A 17,019-nucleotide genomic window follows, 5' to 3' on the forward strand; every position below is an offset into this window, starting at 1 on the left:
AGCATGCCCTAACGGAGGAACGCGTCAGCTCTTCTCGAAGCGGAAGCCGACGCCCCGGACGGTGGCGATGTAGCGGGGGTTCGCGGCGTCGTCGCCGAGCTTCTTGCGCAGCCAGGAGATGTGCATGTCGAGGGTCTTGGTGGAGGACCACCAGGTGGTGTCCCAGACCTCGCGCATCAGCTGGTCGCGGGTGACGACCCGGCCGGCGTCGCGGACCAGGACGCGCAGCAGGTCGAATTCCTTGGCGGTGAGCTGGAGCTCCTCCTCGCCCATCCAGGCGCGGTGGGACTCGACGTCGATGCGGACCCCGTGGGTGGCGGGCGCCTGGGCGGTGTCGTTGGCGCCGCGCCGCAGCAGGGCCCGTACGCGGGCCAGCAGCTCGGCGAGGCGGAAGGGCTTGGTCACGTAGTCGTCGGCGCCGGCGTCCAGGCCGACGACCGTGTCGACCTCGTCGGCCCGGGCGGTCAGGACCAGGATGGGGAAGCCGTGGCCCTCGGCGCGCAGTCGCCGGGCCACCTCCAGGCCGTCCATTCCGGGCAGTCCGAGGTCGAGGACGACGAGATCGACGCCGCCCTGCAGTCCGGCCTCCAGGGCCGTGGGGCCGTCCTCCCGGACCTCGACCTCGTAACCCTCCCGGCGCAGGGCGCGGGCCAGGGGTTCCGAGATGGATGCGTCGTCCTCGGCGAGCAGTACACGCGTCATGTGGGTGATGGTAGTCCGCGGCGGCTGAAAGGAGGCGCTTGCCTGCATACCCCTCTCGAACTGGGGTTATTAACTACTATCGGCCTTCGAACTTGACGAATCGGTTCCCGTCTTCCCTGTGATCCATATCTCAATCCCTTCCATATGCATCGGTGCCCTGTCGTATGGTGGCGGAACGCCCGATGCACTATCGAGGGGACATTTGCGCTCAAATCCGAGCCAAGAACCTCAAATTCTGCTCTGGCCGGCTCGATCCGGCCCAGATGACAGTGAATGACCTATGGGCCGGGCCCGGCACGCGAGGAGGCGTGCAGGGCGTGGATCCCGGTTACGGCTGCCCCGTCACCCCGTCACACCGGGGAACGAGACCCCAGGGCGTGGGGAGGGACATCCGTCGCCGGTGCCGGCCACCCCCCACCGGGCGCTGAACAGCTCACGAAGCCAAGCGTCCCGAGCAAGCAAGGATCGACCATGGCTTCCAGCCTGACGAAGGCCTCGCCGAGCGCAGCTCACGAGAAGACCTTCCTCGGCCACCCCGTTGGCCTGGCCACGCTGTTCATGACCGAGATGTGGGAGCGCTTCTCCTACTACGGCATGCGTGCGCTTCTCGTCCTCTACTTGGTCTCCGGCGGCGCCGACGCCGCGACCGGCAGCCAGGGCGGGGGCCTCGCCTTCACGGCCGCGACGGCCACGGCGATCTACTCCGTCTACGTGGCCATGGTCTACCTCATGGCCATGCCCGGCGGCTGGTTCGGCGACCGCGTCTGGGGTGCCCGCAAGACGGTCGCCATAGCCGGCGGTGTGATCATGGCGGGCCACGTCTCGCTGGCCCTCCCCGGCCAGATCGCGTTCTTCGTCGGTCTGCTGCTCGTCGCGCTCGGCTCCGGTCTGCTGAAGGCCAACATCTCCACGATGGTCGGCCACCTGTACAAGGGCCTGGACGACTCGCGCCGCGACAGCGGTTTCACGATCTTCTACATCGGCATCAACGTCGGTGCCTTCGCGGCGCCGCTCGTGATCGGCACCATCGGTGAGACGGTCAACTGGCACCTCGGCTTCCTGCTCGCCGCCATCGGCATGGGCGTCGGCCTGGTGATCTACGTGCTCGCCGCCCGCACCCTGAACCCGGAGAGCAGCGTCGTCCCGAACCCGCTGTCCCCGGCGGAGCGCAAGGCCGTCATCGTCAAGGCCCTCGCCGTCCTGGTCGTCATCGCCGTCTTCTACGGCGCCGTGGCCGCCGCGGGCATGTTCACCATCAAGTGGGCGCTGTACCCGATCACCATCGCCGGTCTGATCATCCCGGTCGCCGTCCTCGTCCGCATCAAGCGCGACAAGGACCTGTCGACCGGCGAGCAGTCCAGGATGAGCGCCTACATCTGGTTCTTCGTGGCCGCCGCCGTGTTCTGGATGATCTACGACCAGGGTGGTTCGACCCTCTCCCTGTTCGGTGACAAGAACTCCGAGCGCAGCCTGCTCGGCTGGGAAGTCCCCACGGTGGTCTTCCAGTCGCTGAACCCGCTCTTCGTGGTGGCCCTGGCCCCGGTCTTCGCCGCCCTGTGGGTGGTTCTGGCCCGCCGCAACCGCGAGCCCAGCACCATCGTGAAGTTCTCCGGGGCCCTGGTCCTCGTGGGCTTCTCCTTCTTCCTGTTCGCGATCCCGCTGAACCAGACCGCCGGCAACGACACCAAGGTCACCATGTGGTGGCTGGTGCTGATCTTCCTGGTGCAGACCGTCGCCGAGCTGTGCCTGTCCCCGGTCGGCCTCTCGGTCACCACGAAGATGGCGCCGCAGAAGTACGCGTCGCAGATGATGGGCGTGTGGTTCCTCGCCGTCACCGCCGGTGACTGCGTCACCGGCCTGCTCGGCCTGGCCGACGTGAAGCTGGACGGCGTGGGCGTGATCCTCTTCCAGGCGGCCGCCGCCGTGGTCGCCGGTCTCGCGATCTACATGTACCGCAAGAAGGTCGACGCCCTGATGGGCGACATGAAGTGACACCCCGCCCCCAGGGGTAGGCGAAGGCCCGGCACACCGGATGGTGTGCCGGGCCTTCGTCCGTTTCGGGGCGGGTTACCTCATGCCGCGCAGGCGGCGCCAGGGGGTGAAGGTGAAGATCGCGCCGCCGAGCAGGATGACCGTGCCGGCGGCCAGGGCGAGGGCCTGGAGCCCGCCGTCGTCCCGGGCGCCGGTCTCGGCGAGGCCGCCGGAGGCGGACGCCGCCGAGGAGCTGCCGGTGGACGGGCCGGCGGAGGTGGAGCCGGAGCCGCCGGGCTGGGCGGTGGTGTCCAGCTCCAGGGAGACGCCGCTGCCGGTGGCCTTGCAGGGCACGTTGATCGGGGTGCTGCCCGGGGTCATCGTGACGTCGATGGTCAGCTGGTCGGGGCTGAGCGTCACCTTGCCCGACTTGCCGGGCTTGTAGGTGCCGGTCATGTCGGTGAGGCTGACCGGTGCCCCGCTGGGGATCGGCTCGGCGTTGGCCGGGCCGGCGACCTTGACGGTGCCGCTGTCGGCGCCGCCGAGCTTGATGTCCATGGACGGCTTGAGGGCGCCGGCCGGGAGCTGCATGGGGCTGGCCATCGCACCCTTGGCGGTCTTGACGGTGAGGGCGTAGTCGCCGCCGTTCTTCTTGGCGCTAATGGTCACGGGCGTCTTGATGCCATTAGGCACCACGGCGCCGCAGTCGTAGGCGACCTCCACCGCCTTGCCGGGGAAGTCGGTCTGGCCGCCGGAGCCGCCGGTCGTCGATCCGCCGCTGGTGGAGCCGCCCGTGGTGCTGCCGCCGGTGGTCGAGCCCGAGGTGCCCCCGGTGGTCGAACCGCCCGTGGTCGAGCCGCCTGTGGTGCCCCCGGTGGTCGAGCCGCCGGTGGTGCCGCCGGTGGTCGTCGAGCCGGTCGTGCCGCCCGTCCCGCCGCCCGAGACGTCGATGACGGCGCCGCCCTTCACCTCGCCCACCGGGGCGCACTTGGTGACGAAGGTGCCGAAGGGGAAGGTCACCGCCACCTCGTACTTGCCGGGGGTCACGGTGATCTTGCCGGCCTTGGTCAGCTTCAGCTTGCCCTTCATGACGGACATGACCATGGGGGCCTTCTTGGGGATCTCCGGGTTCTTCTTCTCCCCGACGACCTTGGCCTCGCCTCCGCCGTCGCTCACGGTGAGCCAGCCGGTGGGCTGGACCGAGTCCTTCGGGATCACCATCAGGTCGGTGTTGTTCGACGCCGGCTTCACCGTCTCCCACGAGACGTCGACCTCGTCGCCGACCTTGGCCGTGGCCGGTGCGGTGATCCGCGCGGTGGTCTCGCCCTCGACCGGGTCGCCGCCGCCGGCCGGCGGCACGCACCTGACCTTGAACGTCGTTTCGGCGGCCTGGGCGGGGGAAGCCGCCACGGCGACACCCGCGCCGCTGAGCAGCAGCGCGACCAGGGCCGCGCTCGCCCTCCGTTGGGTCTTCACTGGGGTCCTCTCGTCGTCGGACTGTGATCGGACGGTGCGGAAGGCTGTGGAGGCCGGGGCTCCGGGGTGAACCACGGGAGGGCGGGCGGCGGGGCCTCCGGGCCGCCCGCGTCCGGGATCCTCGGGAGGCGGGCCGTCACCGCCGAGGCGCCCTCCGGGGCCGGGCCGGTGCCCCGGTGGCGGCCCGGCGCCCCGGGGCGCGGCCGGACCCGGTCCACGACCGCCATGCCCAGCCGGAACAGCGCCGTCGGGATCACCACCAGCAGCAGGCCCCAGAACAGGAGCACCCCGTACGGCCGGCCCACGCCCCACGGCTGCGTGGCGAGGACCGTCTCCCCGTACTTCAGCGAGACCGTGTAGTCGCCGTGGGCGCCCGCCGGCAGTTCCACGTCCAGGGCCACCTCCGCCTTTCCCCCGGGCGGGATGGTGCCCTTCCAGCGGGCCTCCTCCCACTGCGGGGCGAACACCCCGTGGGCGGTGCCCAGCCGGAAGACCGGGTCCTTGACGGGGACCGGGCCGAGGTTGCCGACGGTGGCGGTGAACCGCCGCGACGGCGGGGCCCCGAACCAGGTCAGCACCCCGTCCCCGCCCCGCAGCCGGACGCCCGTCAGCATCGCGAGCCGGGCGGTCCCGGACTCGGCGGGCAGGTCGGCCACCGGATGGTCGGTGATCTTCAGCGGGACGGCGACGGTGGACTGGTCGCCGTTGACCGAGGCCACGTCCACGACGCACGGGCAGGGCTTGGGCGGCGCCACGACCGGCAGCCGGGCCGTGAAGCGGCCGTCGTCGCCGACCGAGACGGCCACCCCGTCGGCGTTGGCGCAGCTGTTGGTGCCGCCGATCATGTTCTGGCCGCAGACCAGCAGCATCACCAGGGTCCTGGCCCGCCAGCCGGTGCCGGTGGCGGTGAGCTCGGTGCCCTTGGCCGCCTCCTGGAGCGAGAGCGCCACGGCGGGTTTCCCCTCGGAGGCGGCGGCCGCCGGGGCCGGGGCGGCCGGGAGGAGGGCCAGGGCGAGGGCCGCCAAGGCCGCCCCGGCGCGGGACACGGCCCTCGGGCCGGACGTGCGGCTCACCTGGACGCTCCCGTCAGCTCGGGTTCGGACACCGCCGGGGCGCTCGGGCCCCCGGCCTGCTCGTGCGGCTCTGCGGGCGGCTTCCCGCGCCGGCCGGGCGGGCCGCGCCGCAGGACCCGTACGAGGAACACCGCGCCCGCGCCGAGCAGCGGCAGCCCGGCCCCGGCCCAGGCCGCGCTCCCCCAGGGCACGCGCCAGGCCGTGGCGGTGGCGGTGGCCGGGGCGGCGCCCGGGGCGGTGGCGGTGAGGCGGAGCGAGACCCGGCCGAAGGCGGGCGCGCCCGGCCAGGGCTCGGTGAGGGCGACCCGCCGGCCGGGCGGCAGCTCGACCGGCAGGGGGCGGGCGCGGCGGGGGTCGGAGGCCCCGCCGAGGGCGCCTTCGGCGTGCAGGGCGAGCGCCGGGGTGAGGGTGACGTTGCCCCGGTTGACGAGGGTGTACGCGACGGCGGTGGCCGCGCCGTGACCGCGTACGGAGACCTCCTCGACGGTGAGGGCCGCCAGGGCCGGGCCGGCCACCCGCAGGTCGACCCGTACGCCCACCTCGCGCCCGCCCTCGGCGGCGACGACGGCGGCAGGGTGGTCGCCGGGCGGGGAGGCGGGCGGCACGGTGACCGTGAAGGGGACCACCGCCCGGGTGTGCGGCGGGAGCGTGACGGTGGCGGCCGCGCCGAAGCTGATCCAGGACCCGGCGCCCCGCTCCCCCCGGGCGGGGCGTGCGGCGAAGGCGCCGTCGGGCGCGGGGGAGGCGTCGGCCCCGCGCAGGGTGACGGTCCGTTCCCGGTCGCCGGTGTTGGCGAGGGCGAGGCGGTCCTCCAGCACGGTGCCGGCGGGGCCCGAGAGGTAGAAGGAGGGGCGGCGGGCGGCGGGCGCGGCCCCGGAGGCGGGTTCGGCGGTCCAGCCGGGGTCGTCGGCGGCGGCCGGGGTGGCGTGGAGGGCGGCGGCGGCCCACAGGACCAGGGCGGCGAGGCGCCGCAGGGTGCGGGGGGTGAGGGGCTGGAGCACGGGCGGGCGCTCCGTTCAGGACGGGGTGCGCCGGGCCCGCCGGCCGCGCCGGGTCAGCCAGAGCAGGCCTGCGGCGCCGGACAGCGCGACGGTGGCGCCGAGGGTGCCGAGGGCCAGGGCGGAGTCGGCGGGGCCGGTCTGCGGGAGGGTGCCGTCGGAGGGTGCGCCGCCTCCCGCGGCCGCCGTCACGTCGAGTTCCAGGGAGGGCTTGGGGCCGTTGCCGGGGGTGCAGGTGGTGGTGGTGCCCATGGCCTTGATGGTCAGGAGCCCGGCCGTGAAGGTGACCTTGCCGCTCTTCTTGGGGGTGTAGGTGCCCGACAGGTCACTGATCTTGATCGGGGTGTCGGCGGGCGCGGCCTCCGCGTTCGGGGGGCCGGAGACCGGTATCGAGGCCTCCTCGGCGCCGGCGGCCATGACGACGGCGCTGGGGTTCATCGCGCCCTTGCCGAGCTCGATGGGGCTGGAGGAGACGCCCTTCTGGAAGGACATCGTCAGCTTGTAGCCGTCGCCGTCCTCGACGGCCTTGATGTCGATGGGCGAGACCGCCGACTTGTCCCCGATGGGGGTCTTGCAGTCGTACTGGACGTCGACCACGTCGGCGTGGGCCGCGGGGGCGGCGAACAGGACGGCGGATCCGGCCAGCGCGGAGGCCAGCGCGAGCGCGGTGGAGCGTTTCCGGTCGGACACCTTCGTCTTCCCCTCGGGCCACGGAACGGCTTACTGACGCCATGTCAGATTGGTGGCTCAAGGTACGCCCGGGACCCCACGGAGGGAAGACAAAGGACGGCCCGGCGTGAAAGGCCCGGCGGGCCGCCCCCTCGGGCGGTCCGCCGGGCCGGGCCGGACGGCGCCTCAGGCGGCGCGCACCCCGCGGTTCCAGACGGCGGACACCAGCGGGACGCCCGGCCGGTAGGCGAGGTGGACGTGGCTGGGGGCGTCGAGGAGGGCCAGGTCGGCGCGGGCCCCGGGCGCCAGGCGGCCGATGTCCCCGCGGCGCAGCGCGCGCGCCCCGCCGGCGGTGGCCGACCACAGGGCCTCGTCGGGGGTCATGCGCATGTCCCGGACGGCGAGGGCGATGCAGAACGGCATGGAACTCGTGTACGAGGAGCCGGGGTTGCAGTCGGTGGACAGGGCGACGGTCGCGCCCGCGTCGATGAGGCGGCGCGCGTCGGGCCACTGGGCGCGGGTGGAGAACTCGGCGCCGGGCAGCAGGGTGGCGACGGTGGTGGCGGAGGCCTGGGCGAGGGCGTCCACGTCGGCGTCGGTGAGGTGGGTGCAGTGGTCGGCGGAGGCGGCCTCCAGCTCCACGGCCAGCTGCACGCCGGGGCCGTAGGACAGCTGGTTGGCGTGGACGCGGGGGATCAGCCCGGCGGCGGCGCCGGCCGTGAGGATCGCGCGGGCCTGGTCGCCGTCGAAGGCGCCCTTCTCGCAGAAGACGTCCACCCAGCGGGCGTACGGGGCGCAGGCGGCGAGCATCTCGCCGGTGACGAGGTCGACGTAGCCGGCCGGGTCCTCGGCGTAGTCGGGGGAGACGATGTGCGCGCCGAGGTAGGTGACCTCGTCGGTGTGGGCGGAGGCGATGCGCAGGGCGCGGGCCTCGTCGTCGACGGTGAGGCCGTAGCCCGACTTGGTCTCGAAGGTGGTGGTGCCCTGGCGGAGGGCCTCGTCGAGGTGGCGGACGAGGTTGGCCTCCAGCTCGGCGTCGGTGGCGGCGCGGGTGGCGGCGACGGTGGTACGGATGCCTCCGGCGGAGTAGGCGCGGCCGGACATGCGGGCGTTGAACTCGGCGGTGCGGTCGCCGGCGAAGACGAGGTGGGAGTGGGAGTCGACGAACCCGGGGATGACGGCGCGGCCCTTCGCGTCGAACGCGGCGTCGGCGGCGGGGGCCGCCGCGGCCTCGCCGACCCAGGCGATCCGGTCGCCGTCGATGACGAGGGCGGCGTTCTCGATCAGGCCGAGGGGGGATCCGTCGCCGTAGGCGGGGTCGTTGGTGACGAGGCTGCCGATATTGGTGAGGACGGTGGTGGTCATGGTTCCTCTCGGAAGGTTCACAACGCCGGCGGGGCCGATGTCGGCCCCGCCGGCGTCCGAGGCGACGGGCGGGCGGCGCCCGTACGGGTCGTACGGGCGGCCCGCGCCCGTACGGGTCGGGGGCGTCAGCCCCGGACGGCGGAGATCGCTTCGGCCAGGGCCCCCGCGACGTCCCCCACCAGCGCGTGGACGCCGTCGCGGACCACGTGGCGGCCGCCCACCACCGTGTGGCGGACGTCGGCGGCCGACGCGGCGAAGACGGCCGTCTCCGCGCCGAGGCGGGGCAGCGGCCCCGCCGTGCGGACGGTGTCCAGGGCGATGGTCGTGAAGTCCGCGAGCGCCCCGGCCTCCAGCCGGCCCGCGTCCGGGCGGCCCAGGGCCGCGTGCCCGTCGGCGGTGGCGGCCGTCAGCAGGGCGTTGGCCGTCCAGTGGCCCCGCGTCCGGCTGCGCAGCCGCTCGTCGAGCTCCATCGCCCGCGCCTCCTCCAGCAGGTCGATCACCGCGTGGCTGTCGCTGCCCAGGGACAGCGGGCTGCCCGCGCGCTGGAGCCGGCGGGCCGGTCCGATGCCGTCGGCGAGGTCGCGTTCGGTGGTCGGGCACATGCAGGTGCCGGTGGAGGTGCCGCCGAGCAGGGCGATGTCCTCGTCCGTCAGGTGCGTGTTGTGGACGCCGGTGGTGCGCGGGCCCAGCACGCCGTGGTCGGCGAGCAGCTGCGTGGGGGTGCGGCCGTGCGCGGCGAGGCAGGCGTCGTTCTCCGCCGTCTGCTCGGACAGGTGCACGTGCAGCGGGGCCTCGCGTTCCTGCGCCCAGGCGGCGACGGTGGCCAGCCGGTCGGCCGGGACGGCCCGGACGGAGTGGACCGCCGCGCCGATCAGCGCGTGCTCGCTGGGCTTCAGGGCCGAGACCCGCTCGGCCCAGGCGTCGGCGGTGCCGTCGGAGAAGCGCAGCTGGTGCGGGTTGGGAGCCTCGCCGAAGCCGGACGCCAGGTAGGCGGTGTCGAGGAGGGTGATGCGGATGCCGGCCGCCGCGGCCGCCTCGATCAGCGCCTCGCCCATCGCGTTGGGGTCGGCGTACGGGGTGCCGCCGGGGGCGTGGTGGACGTAGTGGAACTCGCCGACGTTCGTGATGCCGGCCAGCGCCATCTCCGCGTACACCGCGCGGGCGAGGGCGAAGTAGTTCTCGGGGGTGAGGTTCTGGGCGACGCCGTACATGACCTCGCGCCAGGTCCAGAAGGTGCCCGAGCCGACCTGGACGGTGGAGCGCAGCGCCCGGTGGAAGGCGTGGGAGTGCGCGTTGGCCAGGCCGGGGACGGTGAGGCCGCGCAGCACCTCCGCCCCGGGGGGCGGGGTGTCCGCCCCGGTGCGCACCTCGGCGATGCGGCCGTCGGCCGTGACGCCGAGGGCCACGCCCGGCTCGACGTGGTCGCCGAGCCAGGCGTGTTCCAGCCAGTACGTCTTCCGCGCGATCAGCTCGTGCCCCTTCAGCGGCATGCCAGGCCTTCCAGTACGTCGGCGAGGGCGAGGACTCCGGCCACGCAGTCGTCCTCGGCGGCGAACTCCCGCGGGGAGTGGGAGACGCCCGTGGGGTTGCGTACGAACAGCATCGCGGTCGGGACGGACGCGGAGAGGATTCCGGCGTCGTGTCCCGCCCCGGTGCCGAGGACGGGGACGGCCCCGCCCAGGATCCGGTTGAGCTCGTCGCGCAGGGCGTGCTCGAACTCGACGACCGGGGTGAAGGACTCCCGGACGACGTCGAGGTCGATGCCGTCGCGCTCGGCCTGCTCGCGGGCGGCCTTCTCGACGGCGGTGACGACCGTGTCGAGGGTGGCCTGGTCGGCGGCCCGGGAGTCGAGCCAGCCGCGCACGAGGGAGGGGATGGCGTTGACCCCGTTGGGCTCGACGGAGATCTTGCCGAAGGTGGCGACGGCCCCGGCGAGGGCGGCCTCCCGGCGGGCGGCCAGGACGGTCTGCGCGTAGGTGAGCATCGGGTCGCGGCGGTCGACCAGACGGGTGGTGCCCGCGTGGTTGGCCTCGCCGTGGAAGTCGAAGCGCCAGCGGCCGTGCGGCCAGATCGCGGAGGCGAGGCCGACCCGGTCGCCGGACAGGTCCAGGGCGCGGCCCTGCTCCACGTGCAGTTCGACGAAGGCGCCGATGCGGGCGAGCCGCTCGGGGTCGGCGCCGATCGCGTCGGGGTCGTGGCCGGCGCGCTCCATGGCCTGCGGGAGGGTGGTCCCGTCGGCGTCGCGGAGCTCGTACGCCTTCTCCTTCGTCAGCTGTCCGGCGGCGAGCCGGGAGCCGACGCAGGCCAGCCCGAAGCGGGCGCCCTCCTCGTCGCCGAAGTTGGTGATGGCGAGGGGGCGGGTGAGGGCCGCGCCGCGGGCGCGGAGCTCGTCCAGGGCGGCGAAGGAGGAGACCACGCCGAGGGGGCCGTCGAAGGCGCCGCCGTCGGGGACGGAGTCCAGGTGGGAGCCGGTGACGACGGCGTCGCCGGCTTCGGGGTCGCCGAGCCAGGCCCACTGGTTGCCGTTGCGGTCGACCTCGTAGGCGAGGCCGCGGGACTCGGCCTGCGCCCGGAACCAGTCCCGGCAGTCGGCGTCGGCCCCGGTCCACGCGAAGCGGCGGTAGCCGCCGCTGTCGGCGTGCCGGCCGATGGGGCGGAGCTCGTCCCACATGGCGTGGAACGAGGGGGAACCGCCCCCGCCGCGCGGGGCGGCGGGGGCGGCGGCGGGGCGGGCGCCCGGGGCGGAGCCCCGGGACGCCTCGTCCGCGCCGGGGGCGCTGGAGGGGGTCACGCCTGGTCACCCTCGCGCATGGGGACGCGGACGCCGCGCTCGTCGGCGACCGTCTCGGCGATGTCGTAGCCGGCGTCGACGTGGCGGATGACGCCCATGCCCGGGTCGTTGGTGAGGACGCGGCGGATCTTCTCGCCGGCCAGCTTGGTGCCGTCGGCGACGGTGACCTGGCCCGCGTGGATCGAGCGGCCCATGCCGACGCCGCCGCCGTGGTGGATCGAGACCCAGGACGCGCCGGAGGCGACGTTGACCATGGCGTTGAGCAGCGGCCAGTCGGCGATCGCGTCGGAGCCGTCGAGCATGGCCTCGGTCTCGCGGTACGGGGAGGCCACCGAGCCGCAGTCGAGGTGGTCGCGGCCGATGGCCAGCGGGGCGGCGAGGGTGCCGTCGGCGACCATCTCGTTGAAGCGCTCGCCCGCCTTGTCGCGCTCGCCGTAGCCGAGCCAGCAGATGCGGGCGGGCAGGCCCTGGAAGTGGACGCGCTCGCCGGCCATCTTGATCCAGCGGTGGAGGGACTCGTTCTCGGGGAAGAGCTCCAGCATCGCCTTGTCGGTCTTGTGGATGTCCGAGGCCTCGCCGGAGAGGGCCGCCCAGCGGAAGGGGCCCTTGCCCTCGCAGAAGAGGGGGCGGATGTAGGCCGGGACGAAGCCGGGGAAGGCGAACGCGCGGTCGTAGCCGGCCAGCTGGGCCTCGCCGCGGATGGAGTTGCCGTAGTCGAAGACCTCGGCGCCGGCGTCCATGAAGCCGACCATGGCCTCGACGTGCCTGGCCATGGACTCGCGGGCGCGGGTGGTGAAGCCGGCCGGGTCCTTGGCCGCGTACGCCGCCATGTCGTCGAAGTCGACGCCCACGGGGAGGTAGGAGAGCGGGTCGTGGGCGGAGGTCTGGTCCGTCACGATGTCGATCGGGGCGCCCTCGGCGAGCATCTGCGGGAGCAGCTCGGCGGCGTTGCCGAGGAGGCCGATGGAGAGCGGCTTGCGGGCGTCGCGGGCCTCGACGGCCAGCTGGAGGGCGTGGCGCAGGTTGTCGGCCTTGACGTCCAGGTAGCGGTGCTCGATGCGGCGCTCGATGGCGCGCGGGTCCACGTCGACGCAGATCGCGACGCCGTCGTTCATCGTCACGGCCAGCGGCTGGGCGCCGCCCATGCCGCCGAGGCCGGCGGTGAGGGTGATGGTGCCGGCCAGGGTGCCGCCGAACTTCTTGGCCGCGACGGCGGCGAAGGTCTCGTAGGTGCCCTGGAGGATGCCCTGGGTGCCGATGTAGATCCAGGAGCCGGCGGTCATCTGGCCGTACATGGTCAGGCCGAGGTGCTCCAGGCGGCGGAACTCCTCCCAGTTGGCCCAGTCGCCGACCAGGTTGGAGTTGGCGAGCAGGACGCGCGGCGCCCACTCGTGGGTCTGCATCACGCCGACCGGGCGGCCGGACTGGACGAGCATGGTCTCGTCCTGCTTGAGGGTCCGCAGGGTGCGGACCATCGCGTCGAAGGAGCGCCAGTCGCGCGCCGCCTTGCCGGTGCCGCCGTAGACGACGAGCTTGTCGGGGTGCTCGGCGACCTCGGGGTCGAGGTTGTTCTGCAGCATGCGGAGGGCGGCCTCCTGCTGCCATCCCAGGGTGCTGAGCTCGGTGCCTCGCGCGGCCCGTACGGGGCGGGGTCCTGACATGGCGGGTGCCTCCTCCGGATGTTGGTCTATCTATTCACATCCTGGCGTCTTGAATAGATCCAGTCAACAGCTGCGCGCGAGTCGCCGGGATGATGGGATGGCGGCATGGACGCCTTACGGGACGCAGCCGGGCACGGGGACACCGCCGCGGCCGGCTCCGCCGACGCCGGGGACACCACCGGGCTCGGGGCCGCGGACACCACCGGGCTCGGCGCCGCGGGGCGCCGTGACCGGGCCGTGCGGGCCGCCGTGGAGCAGGGGCTGCTGGATGCCGAGCCGCTCGTCTGCCTGCTGGACACCGCCGGAATCCGGGCCTCCGCCGCCGCCCTGACCGCCGCCTTCGACGCCGTCACCGCCCCCGGCACGCCCGTCCTGCACGCCTTCGCCGCCAAGGCCGCCCCGCTCGTCCCCGTCCTGCGGCTGCTCGCCGCGTGCGGCCTGGGCTGCGAGGTGGCCAGCCCCGGCGAACTCGCGCTGGCCCGCGCCGCCGGGATCCCGGCCGGGCGGATCGTGCTGGACTCCCCCGCCAAGACCGCCGACGAACTGCGCGGGGCCCTGGCCCTCGGCATCGCCGTCAACGCCGACAACCACCAGGAACTGGAACGGCTCGACGCCCTGGTCGCGGCGGCCCCCGGCGGCCCGGTCCGCTCCCCGGTCGGCGTACGGGTCAACCCCCAGACCGGCGCCGGCTCCATCGACGCCCTCTCCACCGCCACCACCACCGCGAAGTTCGGCATCGCCCTGCGCGACCCCGGCGCGCGCGAACGACTCGTACGGGCCTGCCTGGACCGGCCGTGGATCACCCGGCTGCACGCCCACTCCGGCTCACAGGGCCTGCCGCTGCCCCTGATCGCCGAGGGCGTACGGGAGCTGCACGCGCTCGCCGAGGAGATCAACGCGGCCGCCGGACACCGCCGGATCGACACCCTCGACATCGGCGGCGGCCTGCCGGTGAACTTCACCTCCGACGAGCAGACCCCCACGTACGCCGAGTACGCCGGCGCCCTCCGCGAGGCCGTCCCGGCCCTGTTCGACGGCTCGTACGGACTGGTCACGGAGTTCGGCCGGTCCCTGCTCGCCAAGCACGGCACGGTCCTCGCACGCGTCGAGTACACCAAGACCGCCGGCGGCCGCCGGATCGCCCTCACCCACGCCGGGGTCCAGGTGGCCACCCGCACGGTCTACGCCCCGGCCGCCTGGCCGCTGCGGATCCTCGCCTACGACGCCAAGGGCACCCCGAAGACCGGCCCGCCGGTCGCCCAGGACGTCGCCGGCCCGGCCTGCTTCGCCGGCGACCTGCTGGCCACCGCCCGGGAGCTGCCCGAACTGGCCCCGGGCGACCTGATCGCCGTACCGGACACCGGGGCGTACTTCTTCACCGCCCACTACGGCTACAACAGCCTGCCGCGCCCCTCCGTCCACGGCTTCACCACCGACGCGGCGGGCACGGTCCGCTTCCGCCCGGCCCGCCCGGCCCAGACGGCAGCGGAACTGGTGGCGGAAGCGGGCGGCGGGCTGCGCGACGCCCTGCTGTGAGGCCCGGGACCGGCCTCACTCCACGAACAGCCCGCGGGCCGCGGCGCGCGCGTCGAAGGACTCCAGCCGGGCCTGCGCGTCCGGCAGCGCGTCGGCCATCGCCTCCAGCAGCACCCGGCCCAGCAGCATCGGCGCGCAGGCCGTGTCGAAGGCCAGCCCGGTGCCGACGGGCGCCGGGATCAGCAGGTCCGAGTACCGGGCGACCGGCGCGAACGCCGAGTCCGCCACCGTCACCGTGGTGAGCCCGGCCGCCCGGGCGTGCTCCAGGGCCTCCACCACCTCGCGCGGGTGCCGGGGCAGGGCGAAGCACAGCAGCGCCGACGCCCCGGCCGCGGCCGCCGCGTCGATCCGGTCGGCGAGCATCGAGCCGCCCTCGTCGAGCAGGCGCACGTCCGGGTGCACCTTGGCGGCGAAGTAGGCGAACCCGCGCGCCTGCGAGGACGCCGCCCGCAGCCCGAGCACCGGCAGCGGGGACGACCCGGCGAGCAGCCGGCCCGCCTCCTCCACCGGCGCCGGGTCCGCGAGCATCGTCGCCAGCCGCCGCAGGTTCTCGATCTCGCCCTCGACGGCCTGCTGGTACTCGTTGTACGACTCCTCGCGCGCGGCCCGCGGCGGCTCGGCCGGAGCCACCTCGCGCAGGTGCCGGCGCAGCGCCGGGTACCCGTCGAAGCCGAGGGCCACGGCGAACCGGGTCACCGAGGGCTGGCTCACCCCGGCCAGCTCGGCGAGTTCCACGCTCGACAGGAAGGGCACCTCCGCGGCGCCGCGCACCATGCAGTGCGCGATCCGCCGCTGCGTCGGCGTCAGCCGGTGCCCCTCGAAGAGCTTCTGCAGCCGTGCGGCCGGGCTGTCGCTCATCGCCGTCCCCTCGTCCGAGCGAGATATTCAGTCAGGGTGCACTCTGCATGTGCTTATGCAGGACGGCAAGCCGGTGCCCGTGATGCGGGCGCGGTGCCGCCGCGCGGGCGCCTCGGGAACGGGACGAGGCGGGGGCGGGGGTGGGGCCGGAGCAGGGCCGGGGCGAGCGGGTATCGGCGGGGCCGCCGCACCCCCGGGCGGGCCCGGAGGGCGGGACGGCGGCGGCCCCGCCGGGGACACGGGCCGGGTCAGGGCCGTCCGCGTCCTGGGGCGCCGGCCCGCTCCGGGAGCCGCTCCGGAGGCGCGCTGACGCCGCACATGGCGCCGGCCGGAGCCCGGTCTCCCGGGCCGTCCCGCCGACAGGACCACTGTGCCGGTGCCGTGTTAAGCGGGCGCTGCCGCCACGTGTCGGGACCGTACCGTTTGCGCCAAGGGCCGGGAAAGGACCCCGGCCCGGCCCCCGGCCGCGGAACGGACGACTACTTCGAGGTCTTCGCCAGGAAGGCCAGCAGGTCCTGACGGCTCACCACACCGGTCGGCTTGCCCTCGACCAGCACGATGGCCGCGTCCGCCTCACCGAGCACGGACATCAGTTCGGAGACGGGCTCACCGGAACCCACCTGCGGCAGCGGCGCGCTCATGTGCTTCTCCAGCGGGTCGTTCAGCGAGGCCCGCTGCGCGAACAGCGCCGCCAGCAGCTCCTTCTCCACGACCGAGCCGATGACCTCGGCGGCCATGACGTCGGGGTGGCCGGCGCCCGGCTTGACGATCGGCATCTGCGAGACGCCGTACTCGCGCAGCACCTCGATGGCCTGGCCGACGGTCTCCTCGGGGTGCATGTGGACGAGCGACGGGATGCCGCCCTCCTTGTCCGCGAGGACGGCGCCGATGCGCGCGGCCGGACCGGCCTCCTCCAGGAAGCCGTGACCGGCCATCCACTCGTCCGAGAAGATCTTGCTGAGGTAGCCGCGGCCGCTGTCCGGCAGCAGGACGACGACCACGTCGTCCGGCCCCAGGCCCTCGGCGGCGCGCAGCGCGGCGACGACCGCCATGCCGCAGGAGCCGCCGACCAGCAGGCCCTCCTCCTTGGCGAGGCGGCGCGTCATCTGGAAGGAGTCCTTGTCGGACACCGCGATGATCTCGTCGGTCACGTTCGGGTCGTAGGCGGTGGGCCAGAAGTCCTCGCCGACACCCTCGACGAGGTACGGGCGGCCGCTGCCGCCGGAGTAGACGGAGCCCTCGGGGTCGGCGCCGATGACCTTGACCTTCCCACCGGACACCTCCTTGAGGTAGTTGCCGGTGCCGGAGATCGTGCCGCCGGTGCCGACGCCCGCCACGAAGTGCGTGATCTTCCCGTCCGTCTGCTCCCACAGCTCGGGACCGGTGGTCTCGTAGTGCGAACGGGGGTTGTTCGGGTTGCTGTACTGGTCCGGCTTCCAGGCGCCGGGCTCGCGCGCGAGGCGGTCGGAGACGTTGTAGTACGAGTCCGGGTGCTCGGGGTCGACGGCGGTCGGGCAGACCACGACCTCCGCGCCGTAGGCGCGCATCACGTTGATCTTGTCCATGGACACCTTGTCAGGGCAGACGAAGATGCACTTGTAGCCCTTCTGCTGGGCCACGATGGCGAGTCCTACGCCCGTGTTGCCGCTGGTCGGCTCCACGATGGTGCCACCCGGCTTGAGGGCACCGCTCTGCTCGGCGGCCTCGATCATCCGGACGGCGATCCGGTCCTTCACGGAACCGCCGGGGTTGAAGTACTCGACCTTGGCAAGCACGGTGGCCTGCAGGCCTTCGGTCACGCGGTTGAGCTTCACCAGCGGGGTGTTGCCGACGAGGCTGATCATCGAGTCGTGGAATTGCACCATGTTCTCCAAGAAGGGGACTCCACGGGTTCTCCGGGAGGTCCGGCCAGAGTATGC

At 73.9% G+C, this 17,019-nt stretch carries 13 protein-coding genes; 2 read left to right on the top strand and 11 right to left on the bottom strand.

The features are described from left to right. Positions 1 to 24: 24 nt before the first annotated feature. A complete protein-coding gene (locus ACZ5NJ_RS33295; RefSeq protein ID WP_395510818.1) occupies positions 25 to 702 on the bottom strand; it encodes a response regulator transcription factor in 678 nt (225 codons plus the stop codon). Between the two features lie 471 nt (positions 703 to 1,173). Here ACZ5NJ_RS33295 and ACZ5NJ_RS33300 point away from each other — a divergent pair, with 471 nt between their 5' ends. Beyond that, complete coding sequence (locus tag ACZ5NJ_RS33300; RefSeq protein ID WP_468769928.1) at positions 1,174 to 2,694, top strand: peptide MFS transporter; 1,521 nt, start codon at positions 1,174 to 1,176, stop codon at positions 2,692 to 2,694. A gap of 75 nt (positions 2,695 to 2,769) precedes the next feature. On the opposite strand, the gene ACZ5NJ_RS33305 is transcribed toward ACZ5NJ_RS33300, so the two are convergent. The 8 genes from ACZ5NJ_RS33305 to hutU all read right to left on the bottom strand — a co-directional run bounded on the left by ACZ5NJ_RS33305 (position 2,770) and on the right by hutU (position 12,706). Then, the gene (locus tag ACZ5NJ_RS33305; protein WP_468769929.1) at positions 2,770 to 4,149 is read right to left on the bottom strand and encodes a hypothetical protein; all 1,380 of its coding nucleotides are present in this window, start codon (positions 4,147 to 4,149) and stop codon (positions 2,770 to 2,772) included. Beyond that, positions 4,146 to 5,222 (bottom strand): hypothetical protein, encoded by a 1,077-nt coding sequence (locus ACZ5NJ_RS33310; RefSeq protein WP_468769930.1) that lies wholly within the window; start codon positions 5,220 to 5,222, stop codon positions 4,146 to 4,148. The genes ACZ5NJ_RS33305 and ACZ5NJ_RS33310 overlap by 4 nt, the downstream gene beginning before the upstream one ends. After that, the gene (locus tag ACZ5NJ_RS33315; RefSeq protein ID WP_468769931.1) at positions 5,219 to 6,223 is read right to left on the bottom strand and encodes a COG1470 family protein; all 1,005 of its coding nucleotides are present in this window, start codon (positions 6,221 to 6,223) and stop codon (positions 5,219 to 5,221) included. Before ACZ5NJ_RS33315 ends, ACZ5NJ_RS33310 begins: the two co-directional genes overlap by 4 nt. Positions 6,224 to 6,238: 15 nt before the next feature. Then, complete coding sequence (locus ACZ5NJ_RS33320; protein ID WP_468769932.1) at positions 6,239 to 6,910, bottom strand: LPXTG cell wall anchor domain-containing protein; 672 nt, start codon at positions 6,908 to 6,910, stop codon at positions 6,239 to 6,241. 165 nt (positions 6,911 to 7,075) lie between these two features. After that, the gene (hutI, locus tag ACZ5NJ_RS33325) at positions 7,076 to 8,254 is read right to left on the bottom strand and encodes an imidazolonepropionase (protein ID WP_468769934.1); all 1,179 of its coding nucleotides are present in this window, start codon (positions 8,252 to 8,254) and stop codon (positions 7,076 to 7,078) included. 125 nt (positions 8,255 to 8,379) lie between these two features. Beyond that, entirely contained in the window at positions 8,380 to 9,744 is a 1,365-nt protein-coding gene (locus ACZ5NJ_RS33330) for a formimidoylglutamate deiminase (protein WP_468769936.1), read from the bottom strand. Next, positions 9,735 to 10,925, bottom strand: coding sequence for an allantoate amidohydrolase (locus tag ACZ5NJ_RS33335; RefSeq protein WP_468769984.1), 1,191 nt, complete (start codon positions 10,923 to 10,925; stop codon positions 9,735 to 9,737). The genes ACZ5NJ_RS33330 and ACZ5NJ_RS33335 overlap by 10 nt, the downstream gene beginning before the upstream one ends. 116 nt (positions 10,926 to 11,041) lie before the next feature. Then, positions 11,042 to 12,706 carry a urocanate hydratase gene (gene hutU, locus ACZ5NJ_RS33340; protein WP_468769937.1) on the bottom strand — a complete coding sequence of 555 codons (1,665 nt, stop codon included), beginning with the start codon at positions 12,704 to 12,706 and terminating at the stop codon, positions 11,042 to 11,044. Between the two features lie 105 nt (positions 12,707 to 12,811). Between hutU and ACZ5NJ_RS33345 the strand changes: the two genes are divergently transcribed. Continuing rightward, positions 12,812 to 14,242, top strand: a complete 1,431-nt coding sequence (locus tag ACZ5NJ_RS33345; protein ID WP_468769939.1) for a type III PLP-dependent enzyme domain-containing protein — start codon at positions 12,812 to 12,814, stop codon at positions 14,240 to 14,242. A gap of 15 nt (positions 14,243 to 14,257) precedes the next feature. On the opposite strand, the gene ACZ5NJ_RS33350 is transcribed toward ACZ5NJ_RS33345, so the two are convergent. Both ACZ5NJ_RS33350 and ACZ5NJ_RS33355 read right to left on the bottom strand, forming a co-directional pair. After that, positions 14,258 to 15,100, bottom strand: coding sequence for a MurR/RpiR family transcriptional regulator (locus ACZ5NJ_RS33350; RefSeq protein ID WP_468769940.1), 843 nt, complete (start codon positions 15,098 to 15,100; stop codon positions 14,258 to 14,260). 479 nt (positions 15,101 to 15,579) lie between these two features. Further along, entirely contained in the window at positions 15,580 to 16,962 is a 1,383-nt protein-coding gene (locus ACZ5NJ_RS33355; RefSeq protein ID WP_468769986.1) for a cystathionine beta-synthase, read from the bottom strand. Between the last annotated feature and the right edge of the window lie 57 nt (positions 16,963 to 17,019).

The organism is Streptomyces sp. NPDC032091 (assembly GCF_055580265.1).